14 protein-coding genes are annotated in these 12,289 nt (G+C 68.0%); 4 read left to right on the forward strand and 10 right to left on the reverse strand.

Annotation, left to right across the window (positions count from 1 at the left end; translation table 11 throughout):
- Positions 1-8: 8 nt before the first annotated feature.
- Both FHT36_RS04215 and FHT36_RS04220 read right to left on the reverse strand, forming a co-directional pair.
- Entirely contained in the window at positions 9-197 is a 189-nt protein-coding gene (locus tag FHT36_RS04215) for a DUF3008 family protein (protein WP_169121222.1), read from the reverse strand.
- A gap of 12 nt (positions 198-209) precedes the next feature.
- Entirely contained in the window at positions 210-416 is a 207-nt protein-coding gene (locus tag FHT36_RS04220; RefSeq protein ID WP_169121223.1) for a DUF2934 domain-containing protein, read from the reverse strand.
- Between the two features lie 137 nt (positions 417-553).
- On the opposite strand from FHT36_RS04220, the gene FHT36_RS04225 reads away from it, so the two are divergent.
- The gene (locus FHT36_RS04225) at positions 554-2,086 is read left to right on the forward strand and encodes an aldehyde dehydrogenase family protein (protein ID WP_169121224.1); all 1,533 of its coding nucleotides are present in this window, start codon (positions 554-556) and stop codon (positions 2,084-2,086) included.
- Positions 2,087-2,150: 64 nt separating this feature from the next.
- Positions 2,151-2,798: a bifunctional 4-hydroxy-2-oxoglutarate aldolase/2-dehydro-3-deoxy-phosphogluconate aldolase gene (eda, locus tag FHT36_RS04230; protein ID WP_169121225.1), complete on the forward strand. Its 648-nt coding sequence runs from the start codon at positions 2,151-2,153 to the stop codon at positions 2,796-2,798.
- Between the two features lie 79 nt (positions 2,799-2,877).
- On the opposite strand, the gene accC is transcribed toward eda, so the two are convergent.
- The 5 genes from accC to FHT36_RS04255 form a co-directional block, all read right to left on the reverse strand.
- Positions 2,878-4,236, reverse strand: a complete 1,359-nt coding sequence (gene accC, locus FHT36_RS04235; protein ID WP_169121226.1) for an acetyl-CoA carboxylase biotin carboxylase subunit — start codon at positions 4,234-4,236, stop codon at positions 2,878-2,880.
- Between the two features lie 58 nt (positions 4,237-4,294).
- On the reverse strand, positions 4,295-4,771 hold the full coding sequence (gene accB, locus FHT36_RS04240; protein WP_210257552.1) for an acetyl-CoA carboxylase biotin carboxyl carrier protein: 477 nt from the start codon (positions 4,769-4,771) through the stop codon (positions 4,295-4,297).
- A 51-nt stretch (positions 4,772-4,822) separates the two neighbouring features.
- The gene (gene aroQ, locus FHT36_RS04245) at positions 4,823-5,263 is read right to left on the reverse strand and encodes a type II 3-dehydroquinate dehydratase (protein WP_169121227.1); all 441 of its coding nucleotides are present in this window, start codon (positions 5,261-5,263) and stop codon (positions 4,823-4,825) included.
- Positions 5,264-5,405: 142 nt separating this feature from the next.
- Positions 5,406-6,203 carry a DsbA family protein gene (locus FHT36_RS04250; protein WP_169121228.1) on the reverse strand — a complete coding sequence of 266 codons (798 nt, stop codon included), beginning with the start codon at positions 6,201-6,203 and terminating at the stop codon, positions 5,406-5,408.
- 35 nt (positions 6,204-6,238) lie between these two features.
- Positions 6,239-7,702: a M48 family metalloprotease gene (locus FHT36_RS04255; RefSeq protein WP_169121229.1), complete on the reverse strand. Its 1,464-nt coding sequence runs from the start codon at positions 7,700-7,702 to the stop codon at positions 6,239-6,241.
- 239 nt (positions 7,703-7,941) lie between these two features.
- Between FHT36_RS04255 and FHT36_RS04260 the strand changes: the two genes are divergently transcribed.
- Together FHT36_RS04260 and aat are read left to right on the forward strand one after the other, a co-directional pair.
- Positions 7,942-9,111: a pyridoxal phosphate-dependent aminotransferase gene (locus tag FHT36_RS04260; RefSeq protein WP_169121230.1), complete on the forward strand. Its 1,170-nt coding sequence runs from the start codon at positions 7,942-7,944 to the stop codon at positions 9,109-9,111.
- Positions 9,112-9,225: 114 nt separating this feature from the next.
- Positions 9,226-9,897 (forward strand): leucyl/phenylalanyl-tRNA--protein transferase, encoded by a 672-nt coding sequence (gene aat, locus FHT36_RS04265; protein WP_169121231.1) that lies wholly within the window; start codon positions 9,226-9,228, stop codon positions 9,895-9,897.
- Here the strand turns inward: aat and FHT36_RS04270 are convergent.
- From FHT36_RS04270 to FHT36_RS04280, 3 genes are all read right to left on the reverse strand, one after another.
- Positions 9,834-10,505 (reverse strand): DUF2155 domain-containing protein, encoded by a 672-nt coding sequence (locus FHT36_RS04270; RefSeq protein ID WP_169121232.1) that lies wholly within the window; start codon positions 10,503-10,505, stop codon positions 9,834-9,836. The genes aat and FHT36_RS04270 overlap by 64 nt on opposite strands.
- Positions 10,506-10,671: 166 nt before the next feature.
- Positions 10,672-11,082: an NADH:ubiquinone oxidoreductase subunit NDUFA12 gene (locus tag FHT36_RS04275; RefSeq protein ID WP_169121233.1), complete on the reverse strand. Its 411-nt coding sequence runs from the start codon at positions 11,080-11,082 to the stop codon at positions 10,672-10,674.
- An 82-nt stretch (positions 11,083-11,164) separates the two neighbouring features.
- On the reverse strand, positions 11,165-12,262 hold the full coding sequence (locus FHT36_RS04280; protein WP_169121234.1) for a calcium:proton antiporter: 1,098 nt from the start codon (positions 12,260-12,262) through the stop codon (positions 11,165-11,167).
- Positions 12,263-12,289: the final 27 nt, after the last annotated feature.

A 12,289-nucleotide genomic window follows, 5' to 3' on the forward strand; every position in this document is an offset into this window, starting at 1 on the left:
CTCACCGCTCAGTCATTGGAGACATGGGAAGGCTTGCCCTTCTGCTTGGTCGCAGCAAGGTCATGAAGCTCCTTCTCGCTCATGGAGTCCACCATCTCGCGGGAGGCGCCCTTGAGCGAGGATTTCTTGCGCTCGCCCCTTTTGGCTGAAAGGGCGGCGCCCGCCGCCATTTGCTGGGCCTTTGATTTTGCAGGCATTTGGAGCCTCCGTCAGTAAGAGCGCCGGCCTTTCAGGATTTCCAGCTCCGCCCGCTCCCAGTATTCCCGGTCGCGACCCTGCGGGCAGCCGTCCTCCCGCCACAGCGCGTGGGCGCGCCAGCGGATGCGGTCGCGTTCGGTATCGGAGAGGCCGGACGGGGCGTTGGTCGCCGGGCCGGGATCAGTGCCGATGGTGTCGGGGTTGGTGGCGTGGGGCATTTTCGTTCCTCCGCGCAAGTTGAAGGGCGCGTCTCGACGCGCCTCGCCCCCTTGCCGAAAACCCTCGGCCGCGCCCGATGGTTCCCGCCGGCCGAGAGGACGGCTAGAACAGGCCAAATCAGAACGAGGAGACGACCATGGCGCGCTTTCCCGGCACCGGCGAAATTGGAGCGGATGCAGACGCCTTGCTGGCGCGCCTCGGCATCCCGGCCGACCGCCTCAGAGGCGGGCGCGCGGCGGTGACGCCGCTGACCGGGGAAACCATCGCCCGCATCACGGAGATGGACGCCCCCGGTGTTCAGGAAGCCATCGGCCGCGCCCATGCCGCCTTCCTCCAATGGCGCATGGTGCCGGCGCCGCGGCGCGGCGAGCTCGTGCGCCTGTTCGGCGAGGAACTGCGCGCCGCCAAGTCCGACCTTGCGACGCTGGTGACGCTGGAGGCCGGCAAGATCACCTCCGAGGGCCTCGGCGAGGTGCAGGAGATGATCGACATCTGCGATTTCGCCACCGGCCTCTCCCGCCAGCTTCACGGCCTCACCATCGCCACCGAGCGACCGGACCACCGGATGATGGAGACCTGGCATCCCATGGGCGTCGTGGGTGTCATCTCCGCCTTCAATTTTCCCGTCGCTGTGTGGGCGTGGAATGCCGCGCTTGCCCTCGTGTGCGGCAATTCCGTCGTTTGGAAGCCGTCGGAGAAGACGCCGCTGACCGCCCTTGCCGTGGACGCCATCTTCGCCCGCGCCGCCGCCCGCTTCGGTGGTGTCCCGGAGGGCCTCTCCACGCTGGTGCTGGGTGGCCGCGCCGCCGGCGAGGCTCTGGTGGACGATGCGCGGGTGCCGGTCGTCTCCGCCACCGGATCCACCGCCATGGGCCGCCATGTGGGGCCGCGCGTGGCGCAGCGCTTCGGGCGGACGATCCTGGAGCTGGGCGGCAACAATGCCGCCATTGTCTGCCCCTCTGCCGACCTCGATCTGACCCTGCGCGCCATCGCCTTCGCGGCCATGGGCACGGCCGGCCAGCGCTGCACCTCCCTGCGCCGGCTGATGGTGCATGAGAGCGTCTACGACGCGCTCCTGCCCCGCCTGAAGTCGGCCTACGCCTCCGTGAGCGTCGGCGATCCGCGAGCAGAGGGCACACTGGTGGGTCCGCTCATCGATGCCGGCGCGTTCGAGGCCATGCAGGTGGCGCTGGAGGCCGCGCGCGCGGCCGGCGGCATCGTAACCGGCGGCGAGCGGCTCGGAGCCGAGTTCGCCCTTGATGCCTATTATGTCCGCCCCGCACTGGTGGAGATGCCGGCGCAGACGGACAGTGTGGCGGCGGAGACCTTCGCGCCCATCCTCTACGTGCTGCGCTATTCGGACCTCGCCGACGCCATCCGCCTCAACAACGAAGTTCCGCAGGGCCTCGCCTCCGCCATCTTCACCACCGATTTGCGGGAGGCGGAGCGGTTCCTCTCGGCGGCGGGTTCGGATTGCGGCATCGCCAATGTGAATATCGGCCCGTCCGGCGCAGAGATCGGCGGCGCCTTCGGCGGCGAGAAGGAGACCGGCGGCGGGCGCGAGGCGGGCTCCGACAGCTGGAAGGCCTACATGCGCCGCGCCACCAACACCATCAATTACGGCTCCAGCCTGCCGCTGGCCCAGGGCGTGACCTTCGACGTGGGTTGACCGGAGCGATTGGGCTCGACACGGCGGCAGGACTGCGCTTCAAACGATTTAACGGAGATACCTCATGAGCCTTCCGAGCCCACTTCCCTTCGTCGCCAAGGCCCCGGTGGTGCCAGTGGTGGTCATCGAGCGCCTTGAGGATGCCGTGCCCCTCGCCCGCGCGCTGGTGGAAGGCGGCCTGCCGCTGATCGAGGTCACCCTGCGCACGCCGGTTGCGATGGAAGCCCTGCGGCTGATCGCGGCCGAGGTGGAGGGTGCCATCGCCGGCGCCGGCACCGTCACCAACCGCGCGCAGATCGAGGCGACCATCGAGGCCGGCGCCACCTTCCTCGTCAGCCCCGGCACCACGCCGGAGCTTGCCGCCGCCTTCACCGAGGCGCCGATCCCCGTCATGGCCGGCTGCGCCACGGCCTCCGAGGCCATGCGGCTGGCGGAATTGGGGTTCGAGGTGCTGAAGTTCTTCCCGGCGGAGGCCTCGGGAGGCGCGGCCTTTCTGAAGTCCATCGCCGGCCCTCTGCCCCATCTGCGCTTCTGCCCCACCGGCGGCATCGGCCCTGCGAATGCGGGCGACTATCTGGCCCTGCCCAACGTGGTGGCGGTAGGCGGCTCCTGGGTGGTGCCGACCGATGCGATCCGCGCCGGCAACTTCGCCAAGGTCCGCGAACTCGCGATGGCGGCTTCCCAGCTTAATCGGGCGGCCAAGTTTGGCTGAGGGGGCAGCGTCTTTCCAAAAGCAAAAGCCCGGCACTTGGCCGGGCTTTTTCATCTGTTGGGGCTCAGTTCGTCTTGCCTCAGCCGACGTTCTTGCCCTCACCCTCGGCGAGGAAGTGCTCGAGCCAGTGGATGTCGTACTGGCCCTCGGCGACGTCGCGGGTGCGCACCAGCGTGCGGAACAGCGGCAGGGTGGTGTCGATGCCGTCCACCACGAACTCGTCCAGCGCACGGCGCAGGCGGCGCAGGCACTCGTCCCGCGTCTTGCCGTGAACGATGAGCTTGCCCACGAGGCTGTCGTAGGTGGGGGGAATGACGTAGCCCTGATAGGCGTTGGAATCGACGCGGATGCCAAGGCCGCCGGGCACGTGATAGTGCGTGATCTTGCCGGGCGACGGGCGGAACGTGGTCGGGTGCTCCGCATTCACGCGGCACTCGATGGCATGGCCCTCGATCACCACGTCCTTCTGGGTGAGGGTCAGCGGCTCGCCCGCCGCCACGCGGATCTGCTCGTTGATGAGATCGATGCCGGTGACCATCTCCGTCACCGGATGCTCCACCTGGATGCGGGTGTTCATCTCGATGAAGTAGAAGTTCCCGTTCTCGTACAGGAACTCGATGGTGCCGACGCCGATATAGCCGAGCTTGCGCATGGCCGCGGCGCAGGTCTCGCCGATCTCGGCCCGCTGGGCCGCGGTGATGACCGGAGACGGCGCTTCTTCCCAAACCTTCTGGTGGCGGCGCTGGAGCGAGCAGTCACGCTCACCGAGATGGATGGCGTGGCCTTTGCCGTCGCCCAGGATCTGCACCTCGATGTGGCGCGGGGTGGAGAGATACTTCTCCAGATAGACGGCATCGTCGCCGAAGGCGGCCTTGGCCTCCGTGCGGGCGGTGGAGAGGGCCTGCGACAGGTCGTCGGCGGTCATCGCCACCTTCATGCCGCGCCCGCCGCCGCCGGCAGCGGCCTTCACCAGGACCGGGAAGCCGATCTCGGCCGCGACGCGGTGGGCTTCCTCGTCCGAATGGATGCCGCCATCGGAGCCGGGCACCACGGGGATGCCGAGGGCCTGCGCCGTCTTCTTGGCCTCGATCTTGTCGCCCATGATGCGGATGTGCTCCGCCTTGGGACCGATGAAATGAATGTTGTGATCGGCAAGGATCTCGGCGAAGCGGGCGTTCTCGGCGAGGAAGCCGTAGCCCGGATGCACCGCATCCGCCCCGGTGATCTCGCAGGCAGCGAGCAGCGAGGGGATGTTGAGATAGCTCTCGCGGGCCGGCGGGGGGCCGATGCACACGCTCTCGTCCGCGAGGCGCACATGCATGGCGTCGGCGTCGGCGGTGGAGTGGACCGCCACCGTCGCGATGCCCAGCTCCTTGCAGGCGCGCAGGATGCGCAGCGCGATCTCTCCGCGGTTGGCGATGAGGATTTTTCTGAACATCAGCGGTGCGTACCTTGTGGGTGCCTGCCTCGTGGGTGCCTGCCTCGTGCGGGCGCGCTCATTCGATGATGAGCAGGGGCTCGCCGTATTCCACCGGCTGCGCGTTGCCCACGAGGATGCGCGTGACGGTACCGGACCGCGGCGCGGGAATGGCGTTCATGGTCTTCATCGCCTCGACGATGAGCACGGTCTGCCCCTCGCGCACGCTGGCACCCACCTCGATGAAGGGGGGAGCGCCCGGCTCGGCGGCGAGATAGGCGGTGCCCACCATGGGGGAGGCCACGACGCCGGGGTGCTTGGAGAGGTCCGCCGGGGCCTCGGCCGCAACCGCCGGGGCAACCGCCGCGACGGGCGCGCCTGCCGGATAAGGAGCGGCGTAGGGCGCCTGGGCGATGGTGACCGGGGCGGGCGCGCGCACCACGCGGATGCGCAGGCCCTCGTGCTCCACCTCGATCTCGGTCAGGTCGCTGCCCGAGAGGAGATCGGCGATCTCCTTGACGATGGCGGTGTCGATGGGAGGGTTGGAGGGCTTCATGATGTTCCTGGCTCTGGCCGGCCATCAGGCCGCGCGAGGGCGTTGCTGGATCTAAGGGGTCTGCGGCAGGCCGGCGACGGCGCGCAGGCCCAGCACATAGCTCTGGGGTCCGAAGCCGCAGATCACTCCGCGGACGACGGGCGACAGGTAGGAGTGGTGGCGGAAGTCTTCCCGCGCGAACACGTTGGACAGATGCACCTCGATGGTCGGCACCCCCACCGCGGACACCGCGTCGCGCAGCGCGACGGAGGTGTGGGTGTAGGCAGCGGCATTGAGGACGATCCCCCGCGCTCCACGGGCCGCCTGGATGAAATCCACCAGCGCGCCTTCCGAATTGGTCTGGCGGAAGACGATATCGAAGCCCAGCGCCTCCCCCTCGGCCCGGCACAATGCCTCGACATCGGCAAGCGTCGCCGCGCCGTAGATGCCAGGCTCGCGGGTTCCGAGCAGGTTGAGGTTGGGCCCGTTCAGGACGTGGACAGTGTCTGTCATCCGTGCGTGATCTGCCGCCGGCCTCCTGTCGGCCGGGTCGCAGCCTTATAGGGGTGCGCGCGTCCGATGGAAAGAGCGCCCGCAGGACGGTCTGCCATGTGAAAGGCGGGCCATGCCTGCGGGAGATCGGGTCTGGTGGCCCTTACTTGCCGGCCTGCTTGCTGCGGGCTTCCGCGATGGCGGCCTTCAGCTTGTCGAAACCAACGGCGCCGATCACCACCTGATCGCCGACCACATAGGACGGCGTGCCGTTGAGCGAGAGCGCCTCGGCGATCTTCATGCTCTCGTCAAGGGTCGCGTTCAGCTCGGGCGAGGTAGCCTGCTTCTGGATCAGCGCGGGGTCGATGCCGACCTCCTTCGCCGCCGCCAGCGCCTTGGCGCGGTCAGCCTGGCCACGGCCGCTGAGCAGGGCCTGATGGAAGGCCATGTACTTCTCGGGGGCAACCATGCGCACGGCGACGGCCACCTGCGCGGCCTCAACCGAGCCCTGGCCGAGCACCGGGAACTCCTTCAGCACCACGCGCAGCTTCGGATCCTGCTTGATGAGATCCTGAAGGTCCGACAGCGCCTTTTTGCAGTAGCCGCAATTGTAGTCGAAGAACTCGACCAGCGTGACGTCACCCTGCGGGTTGCCGGCGACGATGCCGCGCGGGCTGGACAGCAGCAGCGGCTTCAGCTCGGCGACCGCCTTGCTGCGCTGGGAGGCATCGGCCACCATCTGCCGGCTTTCCAGCACGGAGATGGCTTCCTGGAGCACTTCCGGGTTCTGGATCAGATACTCGCGGATGATACCGCCGAGTTCCTTCTTCTCCGCGTCCGTGAAGGCCGCGGCCGGGCTTGCGGCGAGGAAGAAGGCCGGCACGGCGGCCAGCGCCAGCGCGGAAAGGCGGGCGGCGAGGTGCCGAAAGCCGGTTCGGGCCAGGCCCGTGGGGGAGAACATGCGGGGCTCCTTGGGTGAAAAGCGGTCTTTGAGCATCAGCGCTGGTTGGCGGCCGATGCGGGTGGTTTGAAATTCACGAGGTCGTCAGCCTTGAGCCAGCCGGGCGAGCCCTGCGGAAACTTCATGCGGGCGCGGGCGGCAAGCTCACGCCCGAGCTTGAAGTCGCCGGAGGCGAAATAGGACTGCGCCGAGGCAAGGTCCGCATTGGCGGTATCGCCGGAACGTCCATAGGCGAGCGCGAGGGAGCGCCATGCGGACGGGGAATTGGGATCGCGCTGGGTCGCCTGGATCAGTTCGCGGATCGCTTCCTGGGTATTGGCCTGATTGCCCGACTGCACCAGCGCCTGCCCCAGCATCGCCCGGATGAGCGGCGCGCCGTTGGTCATCTGCACCGCCTTGCGCAGCGGAGCGATCGCCTCGCCCGCTCGCCCGGCCTCCAGCAGCGCCTGCCCCTTCAGCTCCTGGAAGTAGGGATTCGAGGGCTCCTTGGCGATCAGGGCATCGATCTGGCGAATGGACGAATCGATGTTGCCGAAACGGTAGGCCGAGATGGCTCGCGCATACTGCGCCGCCATGGAGGTATCGGAAGGAGGATAACGCCGCGCCACCGCCTCGGGCCGCTCCATGAAGCCGATGAGCTTTGCCCGCATCATGTCATGGCGTGCCTGCAGGGCCGGCGGGTCCTTGACCTCGTAATAGGGGCTGGACTTGGCGAGCTGCTCCAGCGCGCCGATGCGCTCACGCGCCATGGGGTGGCTCAGCACGTAGGGATCGACCCGCTGGCTGATGAAAAGCTGGTCGTTCTGGAAGCGCTCGAACGTCTCCAGCATGCCCTTGGCCGACTGGCCGGTGGCATTGAGATACTTCACCGCCGATCGGTCGGCGGCCGATTCCTCGCCGCGCTGGTAGGACAAGAGCGAGCGCCGGATCATTTCCTGCGGCGCCGACACCGCAGCTGCGCCCACATTGCCTACGTCGCGGCCATTCATGCCGCTCGCCGCGCCGGCCGCGACACCGCCCGCCGCCAGAAGCATGGCGACGATCGCCATGGTCTGGGCGCCAGCGATCTGCTCGCGCATCCGCGCGAGATGGCCGCCGGCGATATGGCCGGTCTCATGGGCGAGCACGCCGATGATCTGGTTGGGCGTCACCGAATCGACGAGAGCACCTGTATTCACGAAAATGCGCCGGCCATCCGCCACGAACGCATTGAAGGCGCGGCTTGAGATGAGCACCACCTCGACATTCTGCTGGGCAAGCCCCGCCGCCTTCAGGATGGGGCGGGTGTAATCCTTGAGCAGAGCCTCGATCTCGGTGTCCTGAATGGTCTGCGGCCCCTTCTGGGGCACCGTTTCCTGAGCCTGTGCGGCACCGATCCATGCCGTCTGGAGCGGCAGGGACGTCGCCGCAGCAAGGCAGAGCACGCGCCCGGCTGCGCGAAGCGCGCCACCGGCACGATCCCCCCATCCGATCCGCTGATCCGCTTGGGCTCGTTCCATTCCGTCAACCACCACGCAAGCCGCCATTCACGCAGGGACTACGCCGATATCCGCCTTGGCTCGCTCCGAGGCACAGGTTACGAGACTGCCGGACACTGGCTTCGGCAGATGCCGAGGTCAATCCGCTGGCCTTCACGTTGGGGCGAACCCGCCTCAGGGACAGGCAGAATAAGGCGGCAGCACGGCAGCGCGAGCATCGGCGCGGCTTGCACCCGCAGGAACGCAACGGAATTTCGGCAATGCGGCAGGTTCTTCCCCTCCTCTCCCGGCGCAGCGCGGTCGAGCCCTTCATCGTCATGGACGTGATGGAGCACGCCGCCCGGATCGAGGCGCAGGGCGGGCATGTGATCCATCTGGAGGTGGGCCAGCCGGCAGCCCCTGCCCCGCTGGTGGCCCGGCAGGCGGCGACGGCGGCGCTTGCGGCCGGACAGGTGGGCTATACCGCGGCCCTCGGCATCCCCGCCCTTCGGGCGCGCATCGCCCGCCACTACCAAGAGCAGCACGGCGTCTGCGTCGATCCGGAGCGGGTCGTCGTCACCAACGGGTCGTCGGGCGGCTTCGTCCTCGCTTTCCTTGCGCTGTTCGAGCCGGGCGATCGCGTGGCCATTGCCGCGCCGGGCTATCCGCCCTACCGCCACGTCCTCTCCGCCCTCGGCTGCGAGCCGGTGCTGATCGAGACCCGCGCGGAAGACCGCCACGCTTTGACCCCCGAGCGGCTCCTGGAGGCGCACCGCGCCGCGCCGCTCAAGGGTGTTCTGGTGGCGAGCCCCGCCAATCCCACCGGCACCATGATGGACCGGGCCGCCCTGACGGCGCTTCATGCCTGCGCCCGTGATCTCGGCCTCGCCTTCGTGTCCGACGAGATTTATCACGGCCTCGACTACGCCTTCCCGGCCGTGAGCGCGGTGGAGATCGGCGAGGACGTCACCGTCATCAATTCCTTCTCCAAATACTTCTGCATGACCGGCTGGCGCGTCGGCTGGATGGTGGTGCCGCCCGGCGTCTCGCGCACCATGGAGCGGCTTCAGCAGAATTTCTCGATTTCGGTGCCCACCCTGTCGCAGATCGCCGCCGACGCTGCCTTCGAAGGCCGCGCCGAGATGGATCAGGTGAAGGCAACCTACGTGGAGAACCGCCGCATCCTCACCGAAGGGCTGCCCGCGGCCGGTCTCGGCCGATTCCTGCCGGCCGACGGCGCCTTCTACCTCTATGCCGACGTCTCCGACTTCACCGACGATTCGGCCGCCTTCGCCCGCAGCCTGCTCGATGCCGCCCATGTGGCGGCAACGCCGGGGGTGGATTTCGACCCCTTCCACGGCCGCCAGTTCCTGCGCTTCTCCTATGCCGGGTCGGGCCCGGACATGGCGGAAGCGGTTCGGCGCATCGGCGATTTCCTCAAGCGGGGCTGAGGTCGGCGACCCGTTGAGAGCGCGGCGCGTGTCAATGGGTCGCGGTGGCCCGAGACTGCACCGTCACGCCGCCGCGCCACACGGGCGCTCGATTTGCTGGTAGGATGGCCCGTCATGAGCCGGCCGAACGACCAGATCGTCGAGATCACGCCCGATGTGCTGCTGAAGGCCTATGCCTGCGGCATCTTCCCGATGGCCGAGAGCGCCGACGATCCCGGCCTCTACTGGATCGAGCCCGAACGCCGCGGCATCATCCCCCTCGACGCCTTCCACGTCTCCTCCCGCCTCGCCCGCACGGTCCGCGCGGACAAGTTCGAGGTCCGCGTGGACAGCGATTTCGAGGCGGTGATCGACGGCTGCGCCGAGCCGCAGGAAGGCCGCGACAAGACCTGGATCAACGATCCCATCCGCCGCCTCTATGGCGAACTGTTCGCCCGCGGCCGCTGTCACACCGTGGAAGCCTGGCGCGATGGGAAACTCGTGGGCGGGCTCTATGGTGTGCGGCTGGGCGGCGCATTCTTCGGCGAGAGCATGTTTCACCGCGAGCGAGACGCCTCCAAGGTGGCGCTGGTGCATCTGGTGGGGCGGTTGATCGCCGGCGGCTTCCGGCTGCTCGATACGCAGTTCGTCACCAGCCACCTCAAGACCTTCGGGGCACTTGAGGTGTCGCGGCGGCACTATCACAAGCTGCTGGAAAACGCCCTCGAGGTGGAGGGCGATTTCTACTGCTGGCCCCGGGCCGTGACCGGCGAGGCTGCCTTGCAGCCGATCAGCCAGACGTCATAGATCGGGTGCTCCACCGCGTGCAGGCCCGGGCTCGCCGCGAACATCCAGCCGGTGAAGATGCGCTTGGCCTGCCCCTGCAGGGTCACTTCATTGACTTCGGTGAATGAGGTGGTGTTCTGCGTCTCGGTCGCGGGGCGCGTGTAGCAGACGCGGGGCGTCACCTGCAGCGCGCCGAACTGGGCGGTCTCGCCGATGGCGATATCGAATGAGGTGATGCGCCCGGTGATCTTGTCGAGGCCGGCATAGACCGCATAGGCGTTGGCGATCTTCTGAGTCGGCGGCTGCACCACCACCATGTCGCCCTCATCCCCGGGAGGCGCGGGCTGCGTGCCCGCGGGGGCCTGCTGGGCAGCAGCCGGAGGCGGCGGGGGGGCTGGTCCGCGCTGAATGGCGGCCGGGGCCGCCGGGCGCTGCGCGGGAGCCGCAGGCGGGGCCGCGATCACCGGAACGCTGTTGGGCACCTGAGGCAGCGGACGCTGGTTGGGAATGGTTCCGGGCGGCGGCAGCGGCGTCTGCTCGATGGTGCCGCGGCTCTGCGCCTGCGCCTGAGGCATCGCGGCGGCAATCAGGCCGGCGGCCAGCAGCGAAACGGAGCAGAGGAAGCGCATCAGTCTGTGAACCCGTGGAATGAAGGCGGCGACGCCGGAAGCGGGCCGGCCCTTCTCCCCTTCTGACCGCCTGAATCAGGCGGCGGCAAGGCGGTGCCCGGAGGAGCCGCTGCAGAAGGAGACCGTGCAGAAGTACCGCGCGACGCCGATGCGCCGAGGCTGCGGCCTACTCGCCGGGCGTCCAGGCCTTGTAGTCGCCGGTGACGCGGGGACGCAGCCCACCGGCCAGCACCGAGCCCTTGGGACGGTAGGCGCCGGGCGTGCCGGTCATGTTGCGGCGGTGCGGCTTCTGCCACGAGCGGGCGGTGTAGGTCTCATCCACCGGCGGCGTGTCCACGCGGTGATGAATCCAGCCCCACCAGCCCGGAGGAATCGTCGAGGCCTCGGCGTAGCCGGGATAGATGACCCAGCGGCGCTCGAAACCCAGCGTCGGGTCGATCTTGCCGCCCTTGGTGCGATAGTAGCGATTGCCGAACTCGTCCTCGCCCACGAGCTCGCCGAAGCGCTTCGTCCACCACATGGTGCCGACGGTCTGCTTGTTCCACCAGGTGAAGATGTAGAGCAGAAAATTCTTCACGGCCCGCGCCTCGTTCAAGTCGCGCGGAACATGCCACTCGCCCCGCCCGATGTCCACCGCCGCACAACGACCCACCGGCGCTTTAGGGCGCGAACAGCAGCATCACATAAACGCAGAACACGATGAGGTGGATCACCCCATTGAGCGCATTGGTCTTTCCGGTGCCGAAAGAGAGCACGGCGAGGACGAAGGTGAGCAGCAGCATGGTGCGGTCCTCGTTGTCGAGGCCGAGCACCATGGGCCGTCCGATCATGACGCTGATGAATGCCATGGCCGGGATGGTCAGCGACACCGTGGCGAGCGCCGAGCCGAGGGCGATGTTGAGGGAGTGCTGCAGGTGATTGCGCGCGGCGGCGCGCACCGCGCTCATGCCCTCCGGCAGGAGGATGAGGGTCGCGACGAGCGCGCCGATCACGGCATCCGGGTCGCGCAGGGCGAACTGGGAGATGAAGTCCTCGAACGACATCGCCACCCAGCCCGAAAGCGCGACCACCGCTCCAAGGCTCGCCAGAAGCATGACGATGGCGAGAATGAAGGCCCCCAGCTCTGGGGGGGCTTCCGCATGCCCCTCCGGCTGCGCGTTGAAATGTTCGCGGTAGCGGACCGTCTGCATGTAGAGAAAGGCGGCATAGAGCGCGAGCGCGATCGCCGACATGTAGACGAGCTGGAACGGCGAGAAGATGCCCGAGGCTCCAGCTCGCGTCTCGCTGGGCAGGATCAGCAGCATCACGCCGAGGGCGATCGTCGCCGAGAGATAACCCGAGATGCCCTGCTGCTGAATGGTCTGCTCGCGATGGCGGATGCTGCCGAGCAGAAGGCACAGCCCGACGATGCCCGCATTCACGATCATCAGCACGGAGAGCACCGATTCGCGGGCGAGCGTCGGGTTGTTCTCGCCGTTGAGCATCAGGGAGGCCATCACAGAGACCTCGATGACGGTCACCGAGAGCGTGAGAACCAGAGTGCCCCAGGGCTGGCCGAGCCGCGCCTCCACCACGTCCGCATGGCCGACGGCAGAGAAGGCCGAGCCGCACAGCAGCGCGATCGAGCCGAAGGCCAGCACTCCGGGCAGGAAGCCCGATGCCGCAGGCGAAAGGCTCGGCCACAGGAAGAAGGTCAGCGCCAGCAGGATGCCCGAAGCGGGCAGGACATAGGCCGAGACGGCGGACCGCTTTCCCATCTCTCCCCTTCCTGAAGCTGGCAATGG

The organism is Xanthobacter sp. SG618, assembly GCF_012932745.1.
Classification (GTDB): Bacteria; Pseudomonadota; Alphaproteobacteria; order Rhizobiales; family Xanthobacteraceae; genus Xanthobacter; species Xanthobacter flavus.

Excerpts from the sequence above, each read along its gene's own strand:
- FHT36_RS04250 (WP_169121228.1), bottom strand. The coding sequence starts at position 6,203 with ATGTTCTCCCCCACGGGCCTGGCCCGAACCGGCTTTCGGCACCTCGCC.
- FHT36_RS04255 (WP_169121229.1), bottom strand. The coding sequence starts at position 7,702 with ATGGAACGAGCCCAAGCGGATCAGCGGATCGGATGGGGGGATCGTGCC.
- FHT36_RS04280 (WP_169121234.1), bottom strand. The coding sequence starts at position 12,262 with ATGGGAAAGCGGTCCGCCGTCTCGGCCTATGTCCTGCCCGCTTCGGGC.
- FHT36_RS04225 (WP_169121224.1), top strand. The coding sequence starts at position 554 with ATGGCGCGCTTTCCCGGCACCGGCGAAATTGGAGCGGATGCAGACGCC.
- FHT36_RS04270 (WP_169121232.1), bottom strand. The coding sequence starts at position 10,505 with ATGCGCTTCCTCTGCTCCGTTTCGCTGCTGGCCGCCGGCCTGATTGCC.
- accC (WP_169121226.1), bottom strand. The coding sequence starts at position 4,236 with ATGTTCAGAAAAATCCTCATCGCCAACCGCGGAGAGATCGCGCTGCGC.
- aat (WP_169121231.1), top strand. The coding sequence starts at position 9,226 with ATGAGCCGGCCGAACGACCAGATCGTCGAGATCACGCCCGATGTGCTG.
- FHT36_RS04215 (WP_169121222.1), bottom strand. The coding sequence starts at position 197 with ATGCCTGCAAAATCAAAGGCCCAGCAAATGGCGGCGGGCGCCGCCCTT.
- eda (WP_169121225.1), top strand. The coding sequence starts at position 2,151 with ATGAGCCTTCCGAGCCCACTTCCCTTCGTCGCCAAGGCCCCGGTGGTG.
- FHT36_RS04220 (WP_169121223.1), bottom strand. The coding sequence starts at position 416 with ATGCCCCACGCCACCAACCCCGACACCATCGGCACTGATCCCGGCCCG.
- aroQ (WP_169121227.1), bottom strand. The coding sequence starts at position 5,263 with ATGACAGACACTGTCCACGTCCTGAACGGGCCCAACCTCAACCTGCTC.
- accB (WP_210257552.1), bottom strand. The coding sequence starts at position 4,771 with ATGAAGCCCTCCAACCCTCCCATCGACACCGCCATCGTCAAGGAGATC.
- FHT36_RS04260 (WP_169121230.1), top strand. The coding sequence starts at position 7,942 with ATGCGGCAGGTTCTTCCCCTCCTCTCCCGGCGCAGCGCGGTCGAGCCC.